This is a genomic window from Actinoplanes italicus (assembly GCF_003001815.1).
GTDB lineage: Bacteria > Actinomycetota > Actinomycetes > Mycobacteriales > Micromonosporaceae > Actinoplanes > Actinoplanes italicus.
Genome location: NZ_PVMZ01000031.1, coordinates 21,409 through 45,971 on the forward strand (window position 1 = coordinate 21,409; position 24,563 = coordinate 45,971).

Here is a 24,563-nt window from a genome sequence, read left to right on the forward strand (position 1 = left end):
ACCTCAATGCGGGTGGGCGCTTTCCTCCAGCGCCCACCCGTTTTCTCCGGTCAGGCCTTTCCGAGGAATTCGCCGACCAGCTTCATGAAGTCCTGCGGCTGCTCGAACAGCACCATGTGGCCGCTGTCCATCTCGATGTAGCGGGAGTTCGCGATGCCGGCGTGCAGTTCCCGGGAGTGGTGGGTCGGGACGGCGGCGTCCGGGAAGGCGGCGACCACGAGGGTCTCGGCGCGCACCTTGGCGAGCAGGTCGCTGATGTCGACGCGGACCAGCAGCTCGAGCTGACGCAGACGGCCCGACGACGGGCTGAGCTCGGCGCCCAGCGTGTCGATCTCCTCCAGGCTGTCCAGGCTGTTGAGGTACTGCGGGCTGAACGCGGTGCTGGTCAGCACCCGCCCGAACGCGACCGGATCGTGGCGCTGGCTCAGCGTCAGGCCGATCAGGTTGCGCATGTACATGTCGGTCTTGACCAGGCCACCGATCGGGACGAGGCGGCGGATCTGGTCGGGGCGCAGGGCCGCGGCCGCCGCCACGACGGCGCCGCCGAGCGAGAAGCCGATCAGGTCGACCGGCGTGGTGCCGTAGTCGTCGATCACCGCGTTGACCTGCTCAGCCAGCACCTCGACGGTCAGCGGGGCACCGTCGTCCTCGGCCGCCTCACTGCCGGACAGGTCGGGCAGGATCACCGTGTGGCGCTCGGCGAACTCCTCGACCAGGTGGCCGAAGGCGCTCTGCCCGCCCTTGCCGACTCCGTGCACCAGCACCACGACCGGCCCGGACCCGGTCACCGTGTACTTCACCCGTGCATTTCCCACGGACACCGTACGCATGATGGATCTCCTTTTCTCGTTTCTCTGTATTGGCTCCATGCTGACACGGGAAAAGCTGACGCGAACCCCTCAGCATGTTGCATGGCAACAAGGGGAAACAAATGCTTTCTCCGGGCATGCGAAAGGCCCGGGCGAGCCCGGGTCGAATGTGGAGTTCAGAGGTCGAGAAGACCCTGTTTCGCGGCGAGATAACCGGCCTGGAAACGGCTCTGTGCACCCATTTGTTCCAGCACCTCGGCGATGTGCCGCCGACAGGTCCGCACCGACACCCCGATGCGGCGGGCGATGCTCTCGTCACGCATGCCCTCGGCCAGGTAGTAGATGATCGCCCGGCGCACGTCGTCGCGCAGGACCCGCCCCTCGGAGCGGGAGGTGCTCTCGCCGTGGAAGGGTTTCGCCCGGCTCCAGATCTGCTCGAACAGGACGCCCACCGCGGCGGCGACCTCCGGCTGACTGACCAGGACCGCTCCGCAGCGGTGCAGGACGAGGAGCATCTCCTGGTCGATGACGCAGAGGTTGGTCCAGAGCTTCTCGACCGTACGGATCTGCCCGCCGCCCGCCGTGACCGCGGCGGCCTGCTCCTGCACGTCACCGTGATGGCGGGCCGCGTGCTGATGCAGCACGCACAGCCGCACCCCGTCGTTCGCCGCGAAGGGCGACCACTCGAACCGCCGGGCGGGCTCGGGGTCCGGGCCGCACATGACCAGGACCTCCTTGCGGGCGCCGGCGATCCGGTCGCGCACCAGCTGCCGGGCGGTGTCCGGGTCGGCGATCGCGTCGATCAGGCCGTCCTGCCGGTTGCGGTGCTCCATGGTGGCCTTGTAGACCGCCATGAGCCGGTCGAACTCGCCGGAGATCCGCCCGATCCGCTGCTGCGCCTCGCGGATGCCGGACTCCAGCGGCCGGATCAGCGTCGACGCCGCGACGTCCGGCCGTAACACCGCCAGGCCGCCGTCGCCCGGGACCGGCCGCACCAGGCGGGCCTCGGTCAGCGTACGGATGGCGCGGCGCGCACCGTCCGGGCCGAACTCGCGTTCCAGTGCCGCCAGGTCGAGCAGATCCCGTTCCAGGATCCGCCGGTAGACCGTCAGCAGTTCCTCGTCGACCACCGGCAGTGCCGGCGCATCATCATGGACCGTGTCGTGATCCCGCATCCCGGAGCCCCCGTACTCCTCGGCCTACATGCACACGCGGTCCGGAGTGTCACGGCCCGTACTGAAGAACCGCTAGAGCCGTACTAGAGAACCCACTCCTCCCGGCCGAAACGCCTCCCGTGCCGACCCGCGGCTTGCGGGCGGACACACCTCACCACGCAGCCCGGCAGAGTAGCTCGCGTGGTGACCTGCGGCTTGCAGGCGGGCACACCTCACCACGCAGCCCGGCAGGGTAGTTCGCGTGGTGACCTGCGGCTTGCGGGCGGGCACACCTCACCACGCAGCCCGGCAGGGTAGTTCGCGTGGTGACCTGCGGCTTGCGGGCGGGCACACCTCACCACGCAGCCCGGCAGAGTAGTTCGCGTGGTGACCTGCGGCTTGCAGGCGGGCACAGGTCACCACGCAGCCGACCGGAACGCCTCGCGTGGTGATGTGTGGTGCGGATCGGACCGCGGACCACCACGCGGCGCGGTGCGGGGTTGCGACGGTGGGAGCGCTCCGGGCGAGAAGGTGTCCGAGGAGGCACGGCGGGCCGACCGTCTAAAACCCGAGCCGATCGTTCAAAGCCATTCATTGTTGGCATCGGATTCCCAGATCAATCGATTGATCCGGACAAATGACGGAGTGGTCTTCGCAATAGTTGCGGGACCGCCGTGACCGCAGACACCCAGAGCGATCCCGTGTAGACTCCGAGTGACTGAGGATATCGATGCTGCCCATTGGCATGCACCGCGATCGACATGCGGCCGATGGTATGGAACGGGGGCTCGCGCAACGTCATGTGACATCGTCTTCGCAGGTGAGACACATCAATGACGATGCGCTCCCCGGCTTCGCATCCATTTTTGATTGCCACTGCCGGGCGCGGATATCCAGGTCAGCAATTCACATCCGGAAAAGTAAGGATTGAGCTGCCGCATGCATCCTACGGGAACCAGCACCCACAAGGAATCGGTTGACATCGGCGTTCTAGGCCCGATTCGGGTCGAAATCCGGGGCACGTCACTGGTGCCCTCCGCGGGAAAACAACGGCAACTGCTCGCATTACTTGCGCTGCGTTGCAAACAAATCGTGCCGGTGCCGGCTCTGATGGAGGAACTCTGGGGCGACGCCATCCCGCGCACCGGCCCGACCACCCTGCAGACGTACATCATGCAGTTGCGCAGGCTCATCGCCACGAGCCTGCCCGCCGGTGGCCCGAACGCCAAGGACGTGCTCGCCACCGCCTTCAACGGGTACCAGCTCGACCTCGAACCCGGCGGCTTCGACCTGCACGAGTTCGAGCGGCTGGCCGAGGCCGGTGAGCGTGACCTGGACCGCGGCCACCCCGCCGAGGCGTCCGCCCACCTGAACGCGGCCCTCGCCCTCTGGCGCGGGCCCGCCCTGATCGACGTGCCCGTCGGCCGGGTCCTCTCCCTCGAGATCATCGGGATGGACGAGGCCCGCATGCGCGCCGAGGAGCAGCGCATCGTCAGCGATCTGGCGCTCGGCCGGCACGCCCAGCTGATCCCCGACCTGCGCAGGCTGGTCGCCCAGCACCCGATGCACGAGAACCTCAGCGCCCTGCTGATGATCGCCTTCCAGCGCATCGGCGCCGAGTGGCGAGCGCTGGAGGTGTTCCGCACGCTGCGCGCCACCCTGCGCTCCGAGCTGGGCGTGGAACCCTCCAACCACCTGCAGCGACTCCACCAGGCGCTGCTGGCGAAGGCGCCCGAGCTGTCCGCGGTCGCCGGCCTGCACCTGGCCAGATCCCGGTCCCCCGCGTTCTGAACGGGACTCCAGGGGTCGCGAGCACCGTCTCGCAACCCCTGGAGGCGGGTGATTCCTTCAAGTCGCGGGGCATACGGTCGATGACTGGGCTCATGAGACCCCGCCGGTTGTTCGCCCAGAGCCTCGGTGGCGCGATCGTCACCTCCGCGATCGCGGCCACATCGCTCGTGCCGGGCACAGCGTTCGCGTCCTCGGGCACCGAGACTCTGTCGGTGACCGGGACGGTCCTGTCCGCCATCGTCGACCCCGAACACGACGAGCACACCGACCACGTGACACAGGAAGTGGCGATGGTGCGGGTCGACGGGTTCCTGCTGCCGGTCCCGCCCGGCTCGCTGGCGGGTGCCGACACGGGCCAGAAGGCCACGATCAAGCTGCGCGTACGCCCCGGCACGAGCCGGGCGGCGGCGCTGGCGGCCGCGGCGAAGGTGCCCGCCTCGGGTCCGGTCCGCGCCCTCGGCCCGACTCCGGCGGCCGTCGTCGACGCGACGCTGGCCGACTCGGCGGCGTCGACCGGCCCGCAGGGGGTGACGCTCGGCGCGCACAAGCTGAAGGTGCTGCCGATCTTCTGGTCGGGCAAGGACGCCGAGACCCAGACGTCACTCACGGCGCTCGCGAACCAGGCGAAGAGCTACTGGGCCGAGCAGTCCGGCGGTGGCATCGACATCGGGCTCGAGGTCCGTGACTGGCGGCAGGTGATCGCGCCGTCCGGCAGCTGCAACTACACCGGCATCTACCAGGCCGCGCTCGCCGCGCACGGGGTCTCCGAGCCGGTGAATCCCAACGAGCACGTGGCGATCTACTTCCCGAAGCAGGCGGACTGCTCCTGGGCGGGCCTCGGTTCGGTGAACGGGTCGATCATCTGGATCAACGGCTACCCGCTGGAGGACGTGCTCACCCACGAGTTCGGCCACAACCTGGGCCTCGGGCACGCCAACAAGGCGACCTGCACGGCGTCGGGCGCCCGCGTCACCCTGTCGGACACCTGCACGATCGCCCAGTACGAGGACGTCACCGACGTGATGGGCTTCGCGATGCGCGGGGTCCGGTCCGGGAACCTCAACGCGGCGTTCGGGGACTATCTGGGCCTGCAGAAGACCGTCACGGCCTCCACGTGGGAGAAGACCACGGTCGAGCTGTCGGCGCTGTCGGCGCACACCGGCACCAGCGGCCTGAAGATCCCGACGTCCGCCGGCACCGTGTTCGTCGACTTCCGCCCGGCGGCCGGCCGGGACACCCGCGCCCCGTCGTGGGCCGGTGTGCAGGCCCGTCTGCGGACCGCGACGAACCCGCCGACCACCCAGCTGCTGGATCTGCAGCCGGGCACCGCGACGGCGTTCTCGGCGGCGAACCTGCCGGTCGCCGGCAGCTGGCAGATCCCGGGCGGGATGACCCTGAAGGTCACCATGGTCAGCCCGGTCAATGCGACGGTCGAGGTCCTGCCCGCGGCGGCGGCGGACACCACGGCCCCGTCGGTCGCCCCGGTCATCGTGACGGCGGCGGCCGCAACGAAGGCGGCCGTGCAGACGATCACGTGGAGCGCGGCCGTGGACAAGGAGTCCGCGATCTCCGCCTACCGGGTGCTGGTGAACGGCGCCGTCGTCAAGGAGACCAAGGGCGACGCACTGACCGCCGACGTGCCGCTGGCCGAGGGCGAGAACACGGTCGCGGTGGTCGCGGTCAACGGTGTGGGCCTGACCAAGAGCAGCGCGCCGAAGGCCTTCCGGCGTGACTCGACCGCACCGGCGGCGGTCACCGGCCTGAAGGTGAGCGTGGACGGCAAGTCGGTCACCTGGACCGCCCCCGCCGACACGGGCACGGCCGTGTCGTACGCGGTGAGCGTCGACGGCCTGCTCGTCACCACGGTGACCACCCCGACCGCCAAGGTCTCCATCCCGGCCGGTCAGCGGACCGTCTCGGTGAAGCCGTCGGACGCGGCCGGCAACGTCGGCCCCGCCACCGAGGTCAAGGTGTGGATCGACCCGTCCGCCCCGGTCGCACCGGTCATCACGGCCCCGGCGGCCGACACCTGGGTGAAGAGCCGTGACGTGAAGGTCGTCTGGAACGCCGCCTCCGCGCCGGGTTCCGGAATCGCCTCGTACACGGTGGCGCTGAAGGACAAGTCCACCACGGTGGCCGGGAACGTCACCACCGCGACCGTGACCGTACCGGCCGACGGCATCCACCCGATCACGGTCGCCGCGACGAACCTGGCCGGCGTGGTCTCGAAGACCGCCACCGTCTCGGTGAAGGTCGACTCGGCCGCCCCGGACGCGGTCAACACCGTCAAGGTGTCGGCCGACCAGTCGAAGCTGACCTGGACCGCCCCCTCCGACAAGGGCTCTCCCGTGTCGTGGAAGGTGCAGACCGACGGCGGCGCCCCCGTCGTCGTCACCAAGCCCGAGGCGCTGATCACGGCCAACGACGGCGCTCACACGTGGACGATCACCGCCGTCGACGCGGCCGGCAACAGCGGCAAGGCCACCCCGTTCGCGGCGACGGTCGACCGCACCGCACCGTCACCGCCGGTCATCGTGTCGCCGGAGGCCGACAGCCTCACCCGTACCGGCCCGGTCACGGTCACCTGGAGGGCGTCCACGGACCCCGAGAGCGGCATCACGTCGTACCTGGTGTCGGCCGGCAACCAGAAGGCCACGCTGCCGGGGACCGCGACCAGCTGGTCGTTCAAGCCGACCGACGGCAAGCAGACGGTCACGGTCACCGCGGTCAGCGGCATCGGCGTGTCCTCGAACACCGCGACGACCGTCTTCACGCACGACCAGACCGCTCCGACCGCGGCCGCCCAGGTCACGGTCGGGAACAACGGGACCGTGCTGACGTGGAAGGCGGCCACCGACCGTCTGAGCGGCCTCGCCGAGTATTTCGTGTCCCTGGACGGCACCAAGGTCACCACCGTCCCCGCGACCGCGACGTCGACGGCCGTCACCACGCCGCCCGGCAAGCACGTCTGGTCGGTCACGGCCGTGGACAAGGCCGGCAACGTCAGCACGGCCGCGCTGTCCGCCCCGGTCTGGATCGACACGACCGCCCCGGTCGCGGCCCAGCCGGCGAAGCTGCCCGCCGCCCAGGCGGTCAAGGCGATCAAGGTGTCGTGGGCGGCCGCCGTGGACGCCGAGTCGGGCATCAAGGGCTACACGATCACCGCGGCCAACGGCACCAAGACGGTCAAGGCGAACGCCACCGCGACGGCGACGACGGCCACCGTGACGGTTCCCGAGGACGGGTCCTGGCAGGTCGTCGTCCAGGCCACCAACCAGGCCGGCCTGAGCACCGACGCGCCGGCCGGAACGGTCATGGTCGACTCGGCCAAGCTCGCGGCGCCGGTCATCACCAGCCCGGTCGCGAAGGGCACGACCGGCAAGTCGTTCACCGTCACGTGGACGGCGCCGGCCGCGGGCTCCTCCGGGATCAGCGCCTACCTGGTGACCGTCAACGGCAAGGTGTTCGCCACCGTGGACGGGACCACCCTGCAGGCCCCGGTCACCGTGACCGCGGCCAAGGCGACGCCGGTCACGGTGCTGGTGACCGCGGTGAACGGGGCCGGTCTGGCCGGTAAGGCCGCCAGCGTGAGCTTCACGGCCGCCTGACCTCGGCCGCGATGGCCGGATCCGCCGCGGGGCGGGTCCGGCCATCGGCGTGTTTCGCCGGGTTCAGCCGGACGGGGGCGTAGCGGGCGCGGCTGTTGCCGGTCACATGGGCCCAGTACCGCTCGCCGTACGACCAGTGCCACCACTCGGTCGGATAGTTCACCAGGCCCGCCGACGTGAGCGCCGCCGACATGGCCCGCCGGTTGCGCCGCGCCGGCTCTCCGATGTTGCCCGCCGCGGTGAAACAGGCGTTCGCGCTCTCGACGGGCGTCGCGTCGACCGGGGTGCCCATGTCGAGCTCGACGCCGTCGGAGGTGCACAGCGTCAGGTCGACCGCGCCGCCGGTGCTGTGCGGCGCCACGTGCACGGGCGAGACGTACTTGGTGGCCTCGACGTACACCCGGTCCTCCGGCCACTCGGGGTACCGGGCGCGAAGCTCGCCGAGGTAGCCGTCGAACAGCGACTGCTGCCGGTCCAGTGGGCGATACCCCTCGGTGATCAGGAACCGCAGGCCGCCGGGCAGCGCGGCCTGGGCGTCCAGCAGCCGTGACACCACGCCCTCACGCAGATGGCCGAACGCGCCGGCCTCGTCGGCGTAACGCCGGTCGAGCCGGAGCCCGGACACCGTACGCAGATCGACGAGGGGCTCGCCCGAGTCCCCCGCCTCGATGGCGTCGATGCGGGGGTCGGAGAGCAGGACAAAGGAATCGGCCGTCATGCCGACCCATCCTTGCGTACGCCGATCTCGGTCTCACTGACGCTCGCCGGTTCGAGGACGCGGTGCAGGAACTCGCGGGTGCGCTCCTCGCGGGGCCGGCCGAACACGTCCGCGGGCGGCCCCTGTTCCACGATCACGCCGCCGTCCATGAAGACGACGCGGTTGGCGACCTCGCGGGCGAACGCCATCTCGTGGGTGACCACGAGCATGGTCATACCCTCGGCGGCCAGCCCGCGCATCACCGCGAGCACCTCGCCCACGAGCTCCGGGTCGAGGGCGCTGGTCGGCTCGTCGAAGAGCATGAGCTGTGGGTCCATCGCCAGGGAACGGGCGATCGCGGCGCGCTGTTGCTGACCGCCGGAGAGCTGGGCCGGGTAAGCGGCGGCCTTGTCGAGCAGGCCGACGCGGGTCAGGTTCCCGGTCGCGATCCGCTCGGCCTCGGCGCGGCCGCGCTTGAGGACCCGCCGCTGGGCGATCGTCACGTTCTCCCGCACGGTGAGGTGCCCGAACAGGTTGAACTGCTGAAAGACCATACCGATCCCACGGCGTACGGCATCGATGTCGCAGTCCGGGTCGGTGACCTCGACGCCCGCCACCCGGATGGAACCGGCGGTCGGCTCCTCGAGCAGGTTCACGCAGCGCAGCAGCGTCGACTTGCCCGACCCGGACGGCCCGATGACGCAGACCACCTCGCCGGGCTCCACCTCCAGGTCGATGCCGCGCAGCACCTCCAGGGCGCCGAAGGACTTGTGCAGGCCGCTGATCTCGATCGTCGACATTCCACTCACCTCTCCCGTCCGGCGCGGCGCTCCAGACCGCGGACCAGCTGCGACAGCGGCAGCGTGATCACCAGGTAGAGCAACCCGGCCACCACCAGCGGCGTCGGGTTGACCCGGGTGTTGAGCGCGTCGCCGGCGAACTTGGTGAGCTCGATCGTCGTCGCGGTGACGCCCAGGACGTACACCAGGGACGTGTCCTTGGTCAGCAGGATGATCTCGTTGGTCAGTGGCGGGATCACGATGCGGAACGCCTGCGGCAGGATGATCGACACCATCGCGCGCGGGTGCGACATGCCGAGGGTCCGGGCCGCTTCGAGCTGCCCCTTCGGAACGGCCTGGATGCCGGCGCGGATGGTCTCGGCCATGTACGCGGCGGCGGTCAGGCCGAGGCCGACGGTCACCGAGCCGTACACGCCACCGGGGATCTCCCGGTCCGGGAACGCCAGTGGCACGCCGTACCCGACCATGAAGAGCACGAGCAGCGACGGCAGGCCCCGGAACAGCTCGATGTACGCGGTGGCGAACCAGCGGTACGGCAGGATCGACGACAGCCGCATCAGCGCCAGGATCAGCCCGAGCGTCAGACCGAAGACGAAGGCAAGCAGGGTGTACGTGATGGTGTTGCGCAGAGCGACGGTGATCGCCTCGGGGAACATCTCCCCGGCGATGTCGAGCCGGAAGAAGGCCTCGGACAGGCGCGCCCAGTCCGCGGCGCCGACGACGGCGAGGATCGCCAGGCCGAAGACGACGTAACCGGCGACACGGAAGACCTTCCTCCGGCGACGTGGACTCAGTTTCATGCGGCGGGTTTCTCGCCGATCCAGGTCGCGTAGATCTTGTCGTACGTGCCGTCGGCGCGTGCCGCCGCGATCGCCTCGTTGACGGCCTTGAGCAGCTCGGCGTTGCCCTTCTTGACGGCGAAGCCGTACTGCTCGCCGGTGTCGAAGCCGGCCGCCACGGCGACCTTGCCGGGGTTGGCCTTGATGTACTCGTTCCAGACCGGCAGGTCGTTGACGGCCGCCTCGACCTGGTTGGTGGCCAGTGCCTGCTGGAGCGCGGCGAGGTCCTTGTAGGAGACCACCTCGATGTCGAGCTTCTTCTCCGCGACCTGCGCCTTGATGTAGTCCTCGCCGGTGGTGCCGCCCTGCACGCCGAGGCGCTTGCCGACCAGCTGGTCGAGGCCCTTGACCTGGCTGCCGGTGTTCACGGCGAGCGCCTGGGTGGCGTCGAAGTACGGGTCGGAGAAGTCCAGGACCTTCTTGCGCTCGTCGGTGATCGTCATCCCGGCCGCGGCCACGTCGCACTTGCCGGAGTTGAGGTCGGCGCCGGACTTGATGCCCTCGAACGGCGTGTCGACGATCGCCTGCGTGACGCCCAGTTTCACGGCGACCAGGTCGATGAGCGCCACGTCGAAGCCGACGACCTTGCCGCTCGCGTCCTTGGACTGGAACGGTGCGTACGGAAGGTGCGTGCACGTGGTCAGCGAGCCGGTCTTGATCAGCGGGACCCCGCTCGCGGTGGTGCCGCCGGTGTCCTCCTTGGCGCACCCCGCCATGCCCATCGCCAGCACGGCGACCGCCAGTACAGCCGTCCTCGGAATGTGTCCGAGCATGCTCATATGTCTCTCCCGGCCCGATCAGAACCATAGTGGACCATGACAGACTAATCCAATGTGGCCTACCGGGCGGGTGGGCACTCCCCCGGCGCGGGCACGACCGCCGGAAGTCCGTTTGCGATTAACCGGTTAAGACTCCACCCCGAGTGGGCACTCATACACACATGTCGATCGTCAGCGAAGATTTGAAGGTTTGCCCGGCCAGGATCACGCTCGACGCCGCCCAGCTCGCTTTCTTCAACGAGCTGCCGGCCGACGCGCCGAGCGTGCAGTCGGCCCTGCGCTGCGAGCTCGAGCAGGGCCACGAGGGCTCGCACGCGGCACTGGGCCACCAGGGAGGCACGACGACGTGGTGGGTCCAGTGGACGCTGAGCGCCTCCGAGATCAATCCCTACACCTGGTGCTCGGCGGCGAGCACGCCTCAGTCCGCCGAACCCGACGAGCACGACGAGCACGACGACCGGGACGACCGGGACGACCGGGACGACCGGGACGACCGCGACGACCGGGGCTGCGCGCTGTTCGACGGGCATCCCGGCACGTGCTCGCTCGGCGTGCGACCTCGCCCGGTCGAGGTCTGAATCGGTTCAGTACCCGCTGGTCAGGCGGCGGCGAGCTGGTTGCGGCCGGCCCGTTTGGCGACATAGAGGTGGGCGTCGGCCCGGTCGTACAGGTCGCGGCCCGCCTCGCCGGGGCGGCACGCGGCCAGGCCCATGCTCAGGGTGACCGTGAGGCCGGGCATGACGGCGTCCCAGTCGCGGGACTCGATCACGCGGCGGATGCGTTCGGCGACCTGCCGGGCCTCCTTCTCCGTGGTGGCCAGGAACAGCGCGAACTCGTCGCCGCCGAAGCGGATCGCCACCTCGTCGTGGCGGCAGTGCGCGCGCAGGACTCCGGCGATCTCGCCGAGCACCCGGTCGCCGACGCCGTGCGAGTAGCGGTCGTTGATGGCCTTGAAGTGGTCCACGTCGATGAGCAGCAGCGATCCGCCGGCCATGACGGCGCCGATCCGGCGGTCGAACATCCGCCGGTTGCCCAGGCCGGTGAGCGGGTCCGAGGTGGCGGCCATGTCGGCACTGGTCCGGGCCGCCTCGAGCTCGACACGCCGGTAGGCCTGCCGCAACATGGTGCGCCGGTCCATCCGCAGCTGCCACAGCGCCTGGACGTGGTCGTGCAGCGACTCCAGCATCGACTGGGTGGCCTCGCCGGGGAACTCGAGCGCGGCGGTGACCGCCAGTTCGTACTGGAAGAGCAGCCGCTCCGCCCGCAGGACGGCGTGCTCCAGGCCGGCCCGGAACTCGCGGCGGGCGGCCCGCCATTCGCCGGTGGCGCGCAGCGCGAGCCCGTGCGCGAGGTGCAGCAGGCGCGACTCGTGCAGCTGGCCGGTCGCGCGCATGCGGGGCAGCAGGTCGCCGACGATGGCGAACGCCTCCGCGATGCGGCCGGACTTGGCGTGGCAGACGGCGAGCAGCGCCGCGCCCAGTGGTGTGTCGATGCCCTGCTCCAGCCAGTACCGCAGGACCGGCTCGCATCGGGCGATCAGGCCCGCCGCCTCCTCGGTACGGCCGACCTGCTCCAGCCGCAGCGCCCACTCCAGCCACAGCTCGGCGTGGGTCAGTTCGGCGCCGGAGCGGTACAGGTCGTCCGGGGAGTCGAACGACTCCAGGCAGCGCTGCATCGCGTCGTCGGCGAGTTCGAACAGGTCGGCGCTGCGGGCCGCCTCGCCGAGTGACGACATGGCGGAGAAGTAGCGCGCCCCCTGTCGGGGTGCCACGTCGAGCAGGGTCATCGACCGGGCCACGTGGTGCAGGCCGTCGTCGATGCGGCCGAGGTGGATGAGGACCCGGGCGGCGTCGGCGAGGATCTTGGCGTCGGTGGCCTTGGGGCCGCCCAGCAGCGCCTGGTCGGCGATCAGCTCCTCGGCGATCTGCAGGGCCTCGTCGAGGCGGCCGAGCGCGTTCAGGGCGTACATCCGGCCGAGCCGGACGATCCGGTGGGTGCGCAGGTCGCCGAGCGTCAGCGCGATCGCCTCGGCCTCGTCGGCGGCGAGCAGCGTCTCGGTGTGGTGACCACGGATGGTCAGGTCATGCACACGCAACGCGAGGCCGGGGTGCGGCCCGTACGGTGACACCAGCACCGGCAGGCGGTTCTTCGGCAGGGCCCCGTTTCGCATGGTCCTATGGTCGGCCACGAGGACCCGGATGTGAGGTGTCCGCCGGCAGGCCCGGGCACCTATCCCCCGCGACTGGTGAGGTGGCCCAGCACGACGGCGGTCCACCAGGCGCCCTGGGAGATCAGGGTCGCCAGACCGGATCGGATCAACAACGGAGTGGGCGGTACGGTCCACCGGCTCAGCTCGCGCAACAGCGCTCCGGCGTACACCCCGTTGACGCCGACGACCAGGACCGCGATCGCCTTGGGCCCGGCCGGCAGGCCGAGGAGGGCACCTGACGCGAGCAGCCCGGCGAACCCGAGCCACGTCGGCACGTGCGCGCCGTGGGCGGTACGCAGCACGTCGGCGAACGTGCGCCGGCCGGCCAGCCAGAGCAGCCCGAACCAGTCGACCATCAGCACCGCGCCGAACCCGGCCACCACCGACCCGAGGTGCAGCAGCAGCGCGACGTCGTGCACCACCGGTGAGATCCGCTGGCGCCCGCTGACGGCCAGGACCGTCAGCCAGCACAGCACGACGGCCGCCAGCTGCCATGTGAGCGGGGCGGGGCGCCGGTGCCGGCCGGGTGCGACGACTTCCACGTACGGGAGACGGGCACCCGGCCGGCGGACAACAGAAATCCGTCAGGCGGTGCAGGCGGATCCGTTGAGGGTGTACTCGGTGGGCGCCCCGCTGTTCCCGGTGTGGGTGGCCTGGAACCCGAAGCTGGCCGACGCGCCCGGTGCCAGAACCCCGTTGTAGCCGACGTTGGTCGCGGTGACCTGCCCGGAGTTCGGGCTGTAGCCGGCGTTCCAGCCGCCGGTGATGGTCTGGCCGGAGGGGAGACGGAACACGAGTCTCCAGCCGTTGACGGTCGTGGTTCCGGTGTTGGTGACGGTGATGTCGGCGGTCAGCCCGTTGTTCCAGGCGTTGACCTTGGCCGTGACCCGGCACGCGCCGGGGACGGGCGGGTTGCTGCTCGACACCGACGGGCCGGGGTTCGACGGGCCGGGGCTCGAGGGGCCGGGGTTCGACGGGGAGGGTGAGGTGGTGCTGCCGAACTGGGTGAAGAACTGCCACACCTCGCTGGACACCCAGGAGGTCGAGGCGTTGCGGTCGGTCGGCAGCGGCACGTGGTCGCCGTCGTGGGCGGCCCACCGGACCGGGTATCCGGCGCGGCATCCCGCGTAGTTGGTGCTGATGTGGGTCCCGCTGTTCTGTGCCGGCTCCGGCGGGTTCTGGGCGGTGCACCCGTTGAGGCGGACGAAGGTGTCACGGATCGAGCGGCCCTGCGAGATGTTCAGGACGCTGTCGCGGGTGCCGTGGATGCCGAAGTACGCGACCGGCTGGGACGCCGAGGAGCATCCGCTGAGATTGGCGCCGGCGATGGGCGCGACCGCGCGGAACACGGCGGGCCGGGCGCAGGCGAGGGCGTAACTCATCGCGCCGCCGTAGCTGAATCCGAGGGCGAACCTCTGTGACGTGTCGACGCAGAGGTCGTTCTCGACCGTACGCAGGATGTCGTCGACGAGGGTGACGTCGCGTCCGCCGGTGTTGGCCCAGCCCGCGTCGAGACCCTGCGGCGCCACGAAGATGGCGCTGTTGCCGGATCGCTGCTGCAGGCCGTAGAAGCCGTTGCCGACCACGTCGTTCGCACTGCCGTTGAGCCAGTGCAGGCCGACGACGAGCCGGTACGCCTGGTTGCTGTTGTAGTTGCCGGGCAGCCGCAGGATGTACGTACGGGCCCGGCCTCCGCTCTGGATCGTGTAGGTGCCGTCACGCAGCGTCGGGGCCTTCCCGCAGCCGGCGGTGGCCGCCATGACGCCGACCTGCCCGGCCGAGGCGATGCCGCCGGACACCACCGTTCCCACCGCGGCGATCAGCACCGCCACTGCGGCCGCCGACGCGGCCAGGAGCCTGCGGTTGCGCGCTCTTCGTTCCGCCATCGGGCTCTCCCTCTCGTCGCGTCCGAATATCCGCATTCGTCAATGAGTAACAGAAATAGTCGGGCACGGAGGAATTACTGGCAATGCTTTCAGATGAAGGAGGGGCGCAAAAAATAACTCACTGAAAAGTGTTACGGCCGAACGGAACACGAGGTCGCGACATCGGGCAGCTTGAATGTGGTGAAACATGGTGGCAACCTTCAGGCACCGCTGTTAGCGCTCCCATGGATCGCCGAAACTCAACGATCGCGAGCCTGTGAGCGATAACTAAACCCCATCCCCCAGGAGGAGTAACCATGTCTAGAATAAGGCGCTGGTTATCTACGGCAATTCTTATCACCGCGTTCGCCGCCGCTGGAGGCGTCGCGTTCCCCGGCGCGGCTTCGGCGGAGTCCAACGGTGGTGTCCGCGTCATGCCGCTGGGCGATTCCATCACCGAGGGAACGCAGGTTCCCGGCGGCTACCGGATCGGCCTCTGGCAGCGGATGGCCGCCGGTGGATACCGGGTCGACCTGGTCGGAAGCCAGTTCAACGGGCCGTCCTCGCTCGGCGATCACGACCACGAGGGCCACCCCGGATGGCGCATCGACCAGATCGACGCCAACATCGCCGGCTGGCTGCGCAACACCACCCCGCGGACCGTGCTGCTGCACATCGGCACCAACGACATCCTGCAGAACTACAACGTCGGCGGCGCGCCGGCCCGGCTGTCGAGCCTGGTCGACCGGATCACCAGCACGGCGCCCAACGCGGACGTGTTCGTCGCCTCGATCATCCCGCTGAGCAACTCCGGCCAGAACAACGCGGCCCGCACCTTCAACGCCACCATCCCGGGCATGGTGCAGAGCAAGGTCAGCGCGGGCAAGCGGGTCCACTTCGTCGACATGTACAGCGCGCTGACCACCGGCGACCTGATCGACGGCGTGCATCCCACCGCGGGTGGTTACGACAAGATGGCCGCGACCTGGTACGCGGCACTGCGATCGGTCCAGGGCTCCATCGGCGACCCGGTCACCGGCACGGGTCAGTCGCTGGTCGGCATCGCCTCGGGCCGCTGCCTCGACGTGCCCGGCAGCAGCACCACGAACGGGACCCAGCCGATCATCTGGAGCTGCAGCGGCGCCACGAACCAGCGCTGGGCCTACGACGGCCAGACGCTGAAGGCGCTGGGCAAGTGTCTGGACTCACCGACCGGCGCGACGTCCGGCTCGAAGGCGCAGCTGTGGGATTGCAGTGGCGCCGCCAACCAGCGCTGGGCGTTCACGTCGGGCGGGACGATCCGCAACGCGCAGTCGGGACTGTGCGTGGAGGCCGGCGGCACCGCGAACGGGACCGTCGTCACGCTCCGGACCTGCACGAACGCCGCCGGCCAACTTTGGAACCGCGGTTCGTAACTTTCGGAGCTGCTGTCGGTCTTTTCGGTGCCAGTTTACGGCGCGCTGGCGTACCCACGTCTCGTTTGAAGCCTTTGAACTGGGTTTTTGTTCTCCAGAGCCCTTAAAGATCAAGTTCGGTATTTCCGCCTGATGTCCGGAAGTTGTTGACAAGATGACGGCGAGAGGGCCAGGATCTCGCAATGACGGGCCTCGATGGTCGTCATCCCCGCCACGAGCCACGACACCGATCCCCCGGAGTGCTCAGTCGTGCCCGTGGGGCTGTTCCCCGCCAGCCATTCATGAGGAGGAACCACTCACATGACCCCAGATCTCCCCCAGCCGGCCCGCGGCAGACGGAATCGCATCCGTGTGCTCGCGGGGGCCGCCTGCGCCATCGCCATGTCGATCGCCGGAGTCACCGTGGCCGGCACCGCACACGCCGAGGCCGACCGGACCCTCACCTCGAACCTGACCGGCACCCACAACGGCTACTACTTCTCGTTCTGGAAGGACAGCGGCAACGCCAGCATGACGCTGCGCGCCGACGGCCGGTATTCCAGCAGCTGGGACCGCAGCACCAACAACTGGGTCGGTGGTAAGGGCTGGGCGACCGGCAGCCGCCGGACGGTCACCTACTCGGGCACCTACAACCCGGGCAACAACAACACCTACCTGGCCCTGTACGGCTGGACGCGCAACCCGCTCATCGAGTACTACGTCGTGGAGAACTTCGGCAGCTACAACCCGAGCAGCGGCGCCACCCGTCTGGGCACGGTCACGACCGACGGCGGCACGTACGACATCCTGCGCAGCCAGCGGGTCAACGCGCCCTCGATCGACGGCAACCAGACGTTCTATCAGTACTGGAGCGTCCGGCAGCAGAAGCGCAGCTCGGGAACCATCACGACGGCCAACCACTTCGACGCCTGGGCGCGGGCCGGCCTGAACCTCGGCACCAACCACGCCTACCAGGTGATGGCGACCGAGGGTTACCAGAGCCAGGGCAGTTCGGACATCACCGTCCGCGAGGGCAGTGGCTCCGGGCCCACCAACCCGACCAGCCCGACCCCGGGCAACCCGGGCAGCAACTGCACCGCGGTGCTCTCCGCCGGCCAGCAGTACGGCGACCGCTTCAACCTCAACGTGGCCGTCCAGAACACCAGCAACTGGACCGTCACGCTCAACCTGAACGGCGGCCAGAGCATCCAGAACAGCTGGAACGCCGCGGTCAGCGGCACCACCGGCACGATCACGGCACGGCCGAACGGCAGTGGCAACAACTTCGGCATAACGATCATGGCCAATGGCAACTGGACCTGGCCGACGGTCAGCTGCCGACAGGGCTGATCCTTCGGATGGCGCGGCGGTCCAGGGGCCGCCGCGCCACCTCCTGCGAGAGGTTGTTGCATGACGATCGCCAAGGCCGCCGTCTCCACGATCCGGAACCCGGTGCTGCCGGGTTTTCATCCGGATCCGTCGATCCTGCGGGTCGGCGCCGACTACTACATCGCCACGTCGACGTTCGAGTGGTACCCGGGTGTGCGGGTCCACCACTCCACCGACCTGGTCGAGTGGCGGCCGCTCGGTGGGGTGCTGACCGAGCGCCGGCTTCTCGACCTGGCCGGGACCGCCGACTCGTGCGGTGTCTGGGCGCCCAACCTGACCTACGCCCACGGGCTGTTCCACCTGCTCTACACCGATGTGGCCACGTTCGCGGGTGGCTACTGGGATCCGCAGAACTACCTGGTCACGGCGCCGACCATGGATGGGCCGTGGTCGGACCCGGTCGTCCTGCACGGCCGTGGCTTCGACGCGTCGCTGTTCCACGACGAGGACGGCACGACCTGGATGCTGTCGATGCGCGCCGATTGGCGCCCCGGCCACAACCGCTTCGCGGGAATCTCCATCCAGCGGTACGACCATCGCGAACGCCGGCTCGACGGTCCCGAGCACCTGATCTTCGAGGGCACCGACGCCGGTCTGACCGAGGCGCCCCTCATCTACCGCAAGGACGGCTGGTACTACCTGATGACCGCGGAGGGCGGCACCACCTGGACGCACCAGATCACCGTGGCACGATCAAGAGACCTTCTCGGCGGGTACGAGGTGGACCCGGCCGGCCCGATGCTGACCTCGGCCGGCCATCCCGATCTGACGTTGCAGAAGGCCGGCCACGGCAGCCTCGTGCAGACCCCGGACGGCGAGTGGTACCTGGCACATCTGGCCGCCCGGCCGTACACCCCGTCCGGCCGGTGCGTGCTCGGCCGCGAGACCGCCCTGCAGAAGGTGGAGTGGCCCGAGGGCGGATGGCCCGCGATTGCCGGCGGTGTGCCGGCCGAGCACGTCCCGGCGCCCTCCACGTCGTCCCGGCCGGTCCGCGCCGGCCGGACCGGTGACGACGACTTCGACGCCCCGGTGCTCGGTCCCGACTGGTCGACCCTGCGCCGCCCGGCCACACCGGACTGGCTCGACCTGTCGGCCCGCCGGTCGCACGTGCGCATCCACGGCGGCCAGTCGCCGATGGCCCGCCACCGCCCGAGCCTGGTGGCGCGCCGGGTGACGTCCCGCCGCTGCACCTTCGAGGCGGTCTGCGAGTTCGAGCCCCGCAACTACCGGCAGCTGGCGGGCATCACCGCGTACTACAACTCGCGCAACTGGTACTACCTGCACGTGACCGCCGCCGACGACGGCCGGCCGGTGCTGGACGTGCTGTGCTGCGACAGCGGACGGGTCACCACGCCGCCGGGGCTGCGGATCCCGCTGCGCGACGTACGGCGGGTGGGCCTGCGCGCCCGGTTCGACGGCCCGGCCCTGACCTTCGCCTACACCACCGACCCGGACGCCGAGTCGGTCTGGCACCGCCTGGGCCGCACGTTCGACGCCACCACGCTGTCCGACGAGTACGCCGTCACAATCGTCCCCGGTGAACCCGAGGCGTGGGGTTTCACCGGCGCGTTCGTCGGCCTGTGGGTGCAGGACCTGGGCGCCGAGGGCGGTTACGCCGACTTCGACCGGGCCGTGTACCGCGCCGGCTGACGGCTCAGCACAGGGCGTACGCGTACCGCCCCGCGGCGGTGGTCCTCGTAACCTCCTTGCCGTCGACGGTGATGGTGCAGGTCACCGGGCCGTTGTCGCCGCCACTCTTGCGCTGCGCCTCGAGTACCAGCGGGTGGCGTTGCGTACCGACAGGGAAGGTCGTCCGCCACGGCAGCGGGATCCCGTTGCGGCGGATGATCTCGCCGTCCTCGTCGGTGTAGCTGATGCTGCCCGTGTTGCCGGAGCCGCTGGCCGTCACCTCGTAGACCACCGTCGTCGTCGGCGCCGCCGACGACGATGCCGGTGACGGTGCCGGTGACGGTGCCGGTGCGGAGGTCTCCTCCGTGGTCTCCTCCGTGATGATGACGGTCGGCGTCGAACGCTGTGTGTCGTCGTCCGCCCGGAACCGGTCGATGATCAGCGGCAGGGCGAGGAGCAGCGCGCAGCCGATCAGGGTCGCGATCAGCACGGGCCGGGCCTTGCCACGGCGGCGCCGCTCGCTCTTCACGGCGAAGACCGGATGGGTGTACGGCATCGTGTCCGGTGGCGGGGGCACGCTGAAATCGCGCATCGTCGCCGGGTCACCGATCGGGGACGTGGACGCCTCGGTCAGCCAGGGATCGGCGGGCGCGGCCAGGATCTCCGATTCGTCTCCGGCCGGTCGCCCGGCCGCCGCGTTGCTGTGGGTGGATCCGTCGCCATCGAGACCGGTCACAGCGCCGAGGCTAAATCACCTGCGCAATCGCCGAGTTCCGGAACCGCGATCTGTTGACCGGGCCCCTCGGGGACGGTGAAGATCATGCATGCGTCGTCACCGCCCCCTCGCACGGGCCGGGGCCGTCACCGGCCTCGCCGCGCTGCTGATCGCGACCATGGCCTCCCCGGCCTTCGCGGACCCGCCCCGCAACCTCCCGCAGAACGCCGGCGGATGGGAGCAGTCCTTCTCCCCCGCGTTCGACTACGACACCGACGGCTGTTACGCCACGCCGGCCATCGGCCCGGACGGCACGATCGCGGGCGGTCTCAAGACCACCGGCGCGGTCAACGGCAGCTGCCGCGACCAGTCCGATCTCGACAACTCTCAGACGTACGCCCGGTCGAAGTGCAACAACGGCTGGTGCGCGATCGTCTACGCCGGCTACTTCGAGAAGGACCAGGCCGTCGCCGGCAGCGGCCTCGGCGGCCATCGGCACGACTGGGAGCACGTCATCTCCTGGGTGAGCCAGGCGTCCAACCAGGTGGAATACGTCAGCACCACCCAGCACAGCTCACAGAAGACCTACCCCCGGTCACAGGTGCGGTTCGACGGCAGCCACCCCAAGGTCGTCTACCACAAGGACGGCCTGTCGACGCACTTCTACCGGCTGGCCAACAGCAACGACGAGCCGCCGGAGAACCACTACCACAACTGGCGCTACCCGCCGCTGGTCGACTGGAACGGCTTCCCCAGCCTCGAACTGCGCGACAAACTGATGTCCGCGAACTTCGGCTCGGCGACCATCAAGATCAAAGACGGCTCCTTCGAGTATCTGCTCAACGCCGCCAAACCCGCCGGAATCCCCTTCGATCCGTACGCCTGACGCGCGGCCCCGCACCACGGCGGTACAGCCACACGGCAACCGCCACCAGGACCAGCACGATGCCCACACCGGACAATCCCCGGACCACGGACGTACGACCGGAGCCGTCGCACTCCCGCACCGGGTGGTCGTGGGTGAGCGCGCACGTCATGGTGGCGGCCCGCCGTGGGCCGTACTCGCGCCGCAGTGATCTGGTGAAGTCCTGCCACTGGCGCCGTGTCTCGACCACGGCACCGGTGACGGCCTTCTCGAAGTTGCGCCTGACCCGGCCGCGCGGTGTGGTCGGGTCGGTGGTGGTGCCGGTGACCGGGTCGATGAGACCGGTGTCCCCTTCTTGAGGGCGGCGCGGGTGACCCGCCGCCCGCGCGACCACCCGCCCCTTGCCCGTCGAGCAGGTCACCGGCCCGGCCCGGCCCACGGCTTCCTGGAACCGTCCGCGCTGGTGGTCGACGCAGCCGAGCAGGCGCACGGTCGCGTCGTCGCGGCTCTGCGGGTAGTCGCCGGTGACGAAGTCGGCGTCGGCTCGGTGAACCGGCCGGAGCTGCGGCTCGCAGCCCGATACCGCCACGTTCCGGTGCTGGACGATCAACAACGGCCATTTCTCGGGCCGGGCTCCGGGATACGGCTGTCTCCGGCGCTGGGAAGGGGCCGCCGGCCACAGCCGGACGATCAACAGGCGCTGGGAAGGGGCCGCCAGCCACAGCCGGACGATCAAAGGTGCCGGGAAGGGGCCGCCAGCCACAGCCGGACGATCAAAGGTGCCGGGAAGGGGCCGCCAGCCACAGCCAGACGATCAAAGGTGCCGGGAAGGGGCCGCCAGCCACAGCCAGACGATCAACAGCCACCCGAACCCTGCGCTGCGACTGGCGGGCTGGACCCTGACTACGAAAGCTCGTTAGCTGGTCGATCGACCGCGGTTCGAAACAGTCGTCGGGGACGCCTTCGGCCTGCGAGACAGAACGTTCTCTCGCGGACAAAACCCTGGACGAGACAGAACGTTCTTCCCCAGAGGAGAAATCCGGCGAGACAGAACGTTCTCCCTCGGATAAGACCCCGGACGAGACAGAACGTTCTCCCCCAGACGAGAAATCCGGCGAGACAGAACGTTCTCCCTCGGATAAGACCCCGGACGAGACAGAACGTTCTCCCCCAGACGAGAAATCCGGCGAGACAGAACGTTCTCCCTCGGATAAGACCCCGGACGAGACAGAACGGTCTCCCCCATACGAGAAAGCCGACGAGACAGAACGTTCTCCCCCGGGGCTGGGGACGGCAGGCGAGCGCGGCCCGGGTGATCCGCTCGTGCTCGCGATGCTGTCCCCCCGCCCTCGACCGTTCCGAACCCGGTGGCCGGGCCGGGAACACCACGACCGCGGCTCCGAGAACCAGGGGCGCGAGCAGCGCCGGCACCTTCACGTCAGGTGTCGCGGAAGGTGCGCATCGGGGTCGTCTCGTGCGGGAGGTTCCGGTGCAGGGTGTCGTCGCCGGGCAGCCCGGCGGTGGCGCTGATCCGTTCGTTCTGCTCGCGCAGCGCCTCGGCGGCCGGCGTCCAGCGGGCGGTGAGCGCGAAGAGGACGACCGTGTCGAGGGCGATCATCAGGATCGACCAGACCGGATACGCCCCGAGCGACACCACCTGGACGACGGCGTGCAGGCCGACGATGACGATCGCGACTATCCTCGCCCAGTTCATGCCGGAGAGCAGGAACCCTCCGACGCAGAGGACCGCCACCCCGAAGAACAGGAGCGTCCATCCCCAGGAGGTGGTGTCCACCAGGACGAACGCGTCGGGAGTGGCGACCACGTGCTCGTCGTCGAGCAGCGCGATCAGCCCCTGACAGATATTGATCAAGCTGGTCACGATCATGATCGTGGCCGCGAAGGCGATCCATCCCGCCCACGCTCGGCTGCTTTCCTCGGCCATCTCCGCATGTCCCGTCTCGTGCCGGACTCTCGGCGCTTCGGGCACCCATGCTGGCCGCACAGAGATGCCCGGGACACCATCCCTGACGGATGAGTGTCCCGGGCACCGGTGGTTCAGGGCGTCACTTGGCGCCGGCGGGCCAGTTGATCTTGAACCAGAGGCGCTCGCTCTTGGCGTTGCTGTTGGCCAGGCCCTGCACGTAGCCGACGTCGTAGCTGTCGTAGTCCGGCGTGCTCAGGATCGAGCGGACCTTGAGCGTGGTGGTGTGCGACTCGCCGGCTTCGAGGCGGGTACCCTCGCACAGCCACTGCGACAGGTTGTAGTCGTACAGCACGCACTGCTGGCCCGGCACGAGCCGCGCGGTCTGCGGCATGTGAACCAGGAAGCGGCCCTCGTCCTGGAACTCGGTGGTGTTGGTGACCGTCACCTTCAGCTTGCCGACCTGCTTGTCGTCGCCCTTGAGCTGGACGTCCTGGGCGACCGCGGTGATCGGGCCGTCGTCGGCGGCCGAGGCCGACGCCGCCATCGAACCGGCCAGGGTCGCCGCCACCGCCGCGACCGCCACCGACGCCACACCGTAAGCCAGACGCTTGTACATCGCTTTCCCCCGTATCCGAGCGGCCGTGTGCCGCTCTGTCATCAAGTGCGATGCGGCCTTGGGGAGGTTGGTTCGGAGATATTGATAACGGTGAGGTAACGAAGAATTCGGTCACGTGGGGGCCGTGCGTAACGTCGATTCCGCGTCCGGTTCAGCATCCAGTGTGTCCAGCGCCGGCAGGCGGCGCCGGCACCGGCGGTCACCACCTGCGGCGGCGGCATCCTTCAGCTGTCGCGAATGGCGGTGATGAGGGCTTCCCGGACCGCGGCGAGACCGGCGTCGAGGGCGCCGACCAGGACCGCGTCGTCCTCGATGGTGGTGACGGCGAACGAGCTCTCCAGCGGGGCGGCCCGCCGGAACGCGGTGTTCACCGCGGTGAGCAGGGTGACGCCGCCGGCCTGGGCGATCGGGCCGGCGAGGACCACGAGGTAGGGGTCGAGGATCGCGGTGACGGCCGCGAGACCCACCACGATGCGGTCGGCGAGGGTGCCGAGGAAGTCCTCGGCACCGGTCGCGGCGGCGGTGGCGACCACGGCGGCCGGGGTGGCGCCGGTGAGGCCGTTGTCCCGGGCGAGGTCCATGATGGCCGCGCCGCCGAAGAGGTGCTGCAGGTCGAGCTTGCGGTGCGGGGAGTCGGGCGAGTACAGCGGCACGTAGCCGATCTCGCCGGCGCCACCGCGGGTGCCGCGCAGCAGGGTGCCGTTGATGTCGATGGCCAGGCCGAGGCCGTCCTGGCCGATCCAGAGCAGGGCGAAGTTCTCGGCATCCTGTCCGGCGCCGCGCCGCCGCTCGGCGACGGCGGCCAGGTTGACGTCGTTGTCGGCGCCGACCGGCGCGCCGAGCCGGGCGGCGATCCGTGGCACCAGGCCCGGGCGGTCGAAGCCGGGCACGTCGACCATGCGGATGGTCTCGGTGCGCGGGTCGTAGGAACCGGCCACACCCAGTTGCACGTGCCGGATCCGCCCGGCTTCGACACCGGCCCGCTCACGCAGGTCCTCGACCACCCCGGCGACGGCCGTCACCGGATCCGTGCCGAGGAAGTCGATGCGCGACTCGAAGCGTGCGCGGACCGCGCCGGTCAGGTCGCAGAGCGCGGCCGCGACCGACGGGGTGCCGCTGGTCCCGACGTCGCGGACCGAGATGGCCGCCGCGTAGGCGGCGTCCGGGTTCGCGGCGTAGATCTCGGCGTTCGGCCCGGGACGCCCGCTGGCGTGCCCGACGACGTCGACGAGCCCGGCCTCGGTCAGACGGCGGAGCACCTCGGAGATCGTCGGGGTGGACAGTGCGGTGAGCTTGCGGAGATCGGCCCGGGTGAGGTTGCCCGGGTCGAGCAGGTGCTCGAGCGCGGCGCTCTCGTTCATGGCCCGCAGCAGTTTGGACGAGCCGGCCAGCCGCGCCATCGGACCTCCGCTAATAGGCAAAGTGTTTAAAAGTTCGCTCATCGTGCGCCACCGGAGGACCGCCGTCAAGCTTCATC

The 24,563-nt window shown here is 69.7% G+C and carries 21 protein-coding genes; 7 read left to right on the forward strand and 14 right to left on the reverse strand.

The window, feature by feature from the left end; all coding sequences use genetic code 11:
• Positions 1–50: 50 nt before the first annotated feature.
• Together CLV67_RS45260 and CLV67_RS45265 are read right to left on the reverse strand one after the other, a co-directional pair.
• On the reverse strand, positions 51–830 hold the full coding sequence (locus CLV67_RS45260) for an alpha/beta fold hydrolase (protein ID WP_106330167.1): 780 nt from the start codon (positions 828–830) through the stop codon (positions 51–53).
• A gap of 155 nt (positions 831–985) precedes the next feature.
• Positions 986–1,984, reverse strand: coding sequence for a LuxR C-terminal-related transcriptional regulator (locus CLV67_RS45265; protein WP_106330168.1), 999 nt, complete (start codon positions 1,982–1,984; stop codon positions 986–988).
• Between the two features lie 918 nt (positions 1,985–2,902).
• On the opposite strand from CLV67_RS45265, the gene CLV67_RS45270 reads away from it, so the two are divergent.
• Both CLV67_RS45270 and CLV67_RS45275 read left to right on the forward strand, forming a co-directional pair.
• Positions 2,903–3,754, forward strand: coding sequence for an AfsR/SARP family transcriptional regulator (locus CLV67_RS45270; RefSeq protein ID WP_106330169.1), 852 nt, complete (start codon positions 2,903–2,905; stop codon positions 3,752–3,754).
• Positions 3,755–3,846: 92 nt separating this feature from the next.
• Positions 3,847–7,362, forward strand: a complete 3,516-nt coding sequence (locus CLV67_RS45275) for a hypothetical protein (RefSeq protein WP_170154247.1) — start codon at positions 3,847–3,849, stop codon at positions 7,360–7,362.
• Here the strand turns inward: CLV67_RS45275 and CLV67_RS45280 are convergent.
• Genes CLV67_RS45280 through CLV67_RS45295 form a run of 4 tightly spaced genes read right to left on the reverse strand, consistent with a single transcriptional unit; the run spans position 7,349 to position 10,477 of the window.
• Positions 7,349–8,080, reverse strand: coding sequence for a M15 family metallopeptidase (locus tag CLV67_RS45280; protein WP_106330171.1), 732 nt, complete (start codon positions 8,078–8,080; stop codon positions 7,349–7,351). The two genes, CLV67_RS45275 and CLV67_RS45280, sit on opposite strands and share 14 nt — an antisense overlap.
• A complete protein-coding gene (locus tag CLV67_RS45285) occupies positions 8,077–8,859 on the reverse strand; it encodes an amino acid ABC transporter ATP-binding protein (protein ID WP_106330172.1) in 783 nt (260 codons plus the stop codon). The genes CLV67_RS45280 and CLV67_RS45285 overlap by 4 nt, the downstream gene beginning before the upstream one ends.
• Before the next feature lie 5 nt (positions 8,860–8,864).
• Positions 8,865–9,659 (reverse strand): amino acid ABC transporter permease, encoded by a 795-nt coding sequence (locus CLV67_RS45290; RefSeq protein ID WP_106330173.1) that lies wholly within the window; start codon positions 9,657–9,659, stop codon positions 8,865–8,867.
• The gene (locus CLV67_RS45295) at positions 9,656–10,477 is read right to left on the reverse strand and encodes a basic amino acid ABC transporter substrate-binding protein (RefSeq protein ID WP_239166693.1); all 822 of its coding nucleotides are present in this window, start codon (positions 10,475–10,477) and stop codon (positions 9,656–9,658) included. The genes CLV67_RS45290 and CLV67_RS45295 overlap by 4 nt, the downstream gene beginning before the upstream one ends.
• Before the next feature lie 161 nt (positions 10,478–10,638).
• Between CLV67_RS45295 and CLV67_RS51475 the strand changes: the two genes are divergently transcribed.
• Positions 10,639–11,055: a hypothetical protein gene (locus CLV67_RS51475; RefSeq protein ID WP_146169556.1), complete on the forward strand. Its 417-nt coding sequence runs from the start codon at positions 10,639–10,641 to the stop codon at positions 11,053–11,055.
• 20 nt (positions 11,056–11,075) lie between these two features.
• Here CLV67_RS51475 and CLV67_RS45305 read toward each other — a convergent pair whose 3' ends face one another.
• From CLV67_RS45305 to CLV67_RS45315, 3 genes are read right to left on the reverse strand one after another with little or no spacing between them, the layout of a single operon-like run.
• Positions 11,076–12,647: a GGDEF domain-containing protein gene (locus CLV67_RS45305; protein ID WP_239166692.1), complete on the reverse strand. Its 1,572-nt coding sequence runs from the start codon at positions 12,645–12,647 to the stop codon at positions 11,076–11,078.
• A gap of 59 nt (positions 12,648–12,706) precedes the next feature.
• Positions 12,707–13,228 carry a hypothetical protein gene (locus CLV67_RS45310; protein WP_106330174.1) on the reverse strand — a complete coding sequence of 174 codons (522 nt, stop codon included), beginning with the start codon at positions 13,226–13,228 and terminating at the stop codon, positions 12,707–12,709.
• Between the two features lie 42 nt (positions 13,229–13,270).
• Positions 13,271–14,572, reverse strand: coding sequence for a CE1 family esterase (locus tag CLV67_RS45315; protein WP_106330175.1), 1,302 nt, complete (start codon positions 14,570–14,572; stop codon positions 13,271–13,273).
• A gap of 296 nt (positions 14,573–14,868) precedes the next feature.
• Here CLV67_RS45315 and CLV67_RS45320 point away from each other — a divergent pair, with 296 nt between their 5' ends.
• The 3 genes from CLV67_RS45320 to CLV67_RS45330 all read left to right on the forward strand — a co-directional run bounded on the left by CLV67_RS45320 (position 14,869) and on the right by CLV67_RS45330 (position 18,984).
• Positions 14,869–15,966 carry a ricin-type beta-trefoil lectin domain protein gene (locus CLV67_RS45320; RefSeq protein WP_106330176.1) on the forward strand — a complete coding sequence of 366 codons (1,098 nt, stop codon included), beginning with the start codon at positions 14,869–14,871 and terminating at the stop codon, positions 15,964–15,966.
• A gap of 300 nt (positions 15,967–16,266) precedes the next feature.
• Positions 16,267–17,295, forward strand: a complete 1,029-nt coding sequence (locus CLV67_RS45325; protein ID WP_106330177.1) for a glycoside hydrolase family 11 protein — start codon at positions 16,267–16,269, stop codon at positions 17,293–17,295.
• Positions 17,296–17,355: 60 nt separating this feature from the next.
• Positions 17,356–18,984: a glycoside hydrolase family 43 protein gene (locus CLV67_RS45330; protein WP_106330178.1), complete on the forward strand. Its 1,629-nt coding sequence runs from the start codon at positions 17,356–17,358 to the stop codon at positions 18,982–18,984.
• A 4-nt stretch (positions 18,985–18,988) separates the two neighbouring features.
• Here the strand turns inward: CLV67_RS45330 and CLV67_RS45335 are convergent, their stop codons facing one another.
• A complete protein-coding gene (locus CLV67_RS45335; protein WP_106330179.1) occupies positions 18,989–19,699 on the reverse strand; it encodes an MmpS family transport accessory protein in 711 nt (236 codons plus the stop codon).
• An 88-nt stretch (positions 19,700–19,787) separates the two neighbouring features.
• On the opposite strand from CLV67_RS45335, the gene CLV67_RS45340 reads away from it, so the two are divergent.
• Positions 19,788–20,564 carry an NPP1 family protein gene (locus CLV67_RS45340; protein WP_106330180.1) on the forward strand — a complete coding sequence of 259 codons (777 nt, stop codon included), beginning with the start codon at positions 19,788–19,790 and terminating at the stop codon, positions 20,562–20,564.
• Here the strand turns inward: CLV67_RS45340 and CLV67_RS45345 are convergent.
• The 4 genes from CLV67_RS45345 to CLV67_RS45360 form a co-directional block, all read right to left on the reverse strand.
• Positions 20,518–21,156 carry a hypothetical protein gene (locus CLV67_RS45345; protein WP_146169557.1) on the reverse strand — a complete coding sequence of 213 codons (639 nt, stop codon included), beginning with the start codon at positions 21,154–21,156 and terminating at the stop codon, positions 20,518–20,520. The two genes, CLV67_RS45340 and CLV67_RS45345, sit on opposite strands and share 47 nt — an antisense overlap.
• Before the next feature lie 825 nt (positions 21,157–21,981).
• On the reverse strand, positions 21,982–22,488 hold the full coding sequence (locus CLV67_RS45350) for a DUF7144 family membrane protein (RefSeq protein WP_106330182.1): 507 nt from the start codon (positions 22,486–22,488) through the stop codon (positions 21,982–21,984).
• 121 nt (positions 22,489–22,609) lie between these two features.
• Positions 22,610–23,086, reverse strand: a complete 477-nt coding sequence (locus CLV67_RS45355; RefSeq protein ID WP_106330183.1) for a hypothetical protein — start codon at positions 23,084–23,086, stop codon at positions 22,610–22,612.
• 224 nt (positions 23,087–23,310) lie between these two features.
• A complete protein-coding gene (locus CLV67_RS45360) occupies positions 23,311–24,486 on the reverse strand; it encodes an ROK family transcriptional regulator (RefSeq protein ID WP_106330184.1) in 1,176 nt (391 codons plus the stop codon).
• Between the last annotated feature and the right edge of the window lie 77 nt (positions 24,487–24,563).

What these genes read in the sequence shown, in the direction of transcription:
- CLV67_RS45260 (WP_106330167.1), bottom strand. Translation starts at nt 830, where the DNA reads ATGCGTACGGTGTCCGTGGGAAATGCACGGGTGAAGTACACGGTGACC.
- CLV67_RS45265 (WP_106330168.1), bottom strand. Translation starts at nt 1,984, where the DNA reads ATGCGGGATCACGACACGGTCCATGATGATGCGCCGGCACTGCCGGTG.
- CLV67_RS45270 (WP_106330169.1), top strand. Translation starts at nt 2,903, where the DNA reads ATGCATCCTACGGGAACCAGCACCCACAAGGAATCGGTTGACATCGGC.
- CLV67_RS45275 (WP_170154247.1), top strand. Translation starts at nt 3,847, where the DNA reads ATGAGACCCCGCCGGTTGTTCGCCCAGAGCCTCGGTGGCGCGATCGTC.
- CLV67_RS45280 (WP_106330171.1), bottom strand. Translation starts at nt 8,080, where the DNA reads ATGACGGCCGATTCCTTTGTCCTGCTCTCCGACCCCCGCATCGACGCC.
- CLV67_RS45285 (WP_106330172.1), bottom strand. Translation starts at nt 8,859, where the DNA reads ATGTCGACGATCGAGATCAGCGGCCTGCACAAGTCCTTCGGCGCCCTG.
- CLV67_RS45290 (WP_106330173.1), bottom strand. Translation starts at nt 9,659, where the DNA reads ATGAAACTGAGTCCACGTCGCCGGAGGAAGGTCTTCCGTGTCGCCGGT.
- CLV67_RS45295 (WP_239166693.1), bottom strand. Translation starts at nt 10,477, where the DNA reads ATGAGCATGCTCGGACACATTCCGAGGACGGCTGTACTGGCGGTCGCC.
- CLV67_RS51475 (WP_146169556.1), top strand. Translation starts at nt 10,639, where the DNA reads ATGTCGATCGTCAGCGAAGATTTGAAGGTTTGCCCGGCCAGGATCACG.
- CLV67_RS45305 (WP_239166692.1), bottom strand. Translation starts at nt 12,647, where the DNA reads ATGCGAAACGGGGCCCTGCCGAAGAACCGCCTGCCGGTGCTGGTGTCA.
- CLV67_RS45315 (WP_106330175.1), bottom strand. Translation starts at nt 14,572, where the DNA reads ATGGCGGAACGAAGAGCGCGCAACCGCAGGCTCCTGGCCGCGTCGGCG.
- CLV67_RS45320 (WP_106330176.1), top strand. Translation starts at nt 14,869, where the DNA reads ATGTCTAGAATAAGGCGCTGGTTATCTACGGCAATTCTTATCACCGCG.
- CLV67_RS45325 (WP_106330177.1), top strand. Translation starts at nt 16,267, where the DNA reads ATGACCCCAGATCTCCCCCAGCCGGCCCGCGGCAGACGGAATCGCATC.
- CLV67_RS45330 (WP_106330178.1), top strand. Translation starts at nt 17,356, where the DNA reads ATGACGATCGCCAAGGCCGCCGTCTCCACGATCCGGAACCCGGTGCTG.
- CLV67_RS45340 (WP_106330180.1), top strand. Translation starts at nt 19,788, where the DNA reads ATGCGTCGTCACCGCCCCCTCGCACGGGCCGGGGCCGTCACCGGCCTC.
- CLV67_RS45350 (WP_106330182.1), bottom strand. Translation starts at nt 22,488, where the DNA reads ATGGCCGAGGAAAGCAGCCGAGCGTGGGCGGGATGGATCGCCTTCGCG.
- CLV67_RS45355 (WP_106330183.1), bottom strand. Translation starts at nt 23,086, where the DNA reads ATGTACAAGCGTCTGGCTTACGGTGTGGCGTCGGTGGCGGTCGCGGCG.
- CLV67_RS45360 (WP_106330184.1), bottom strand. Translation starts at nt 24,486, where the DNA reads ATGGCGCGGCTGGCCGGCTCGTCCAAACTGCTGCGGGCCATGAACGAG.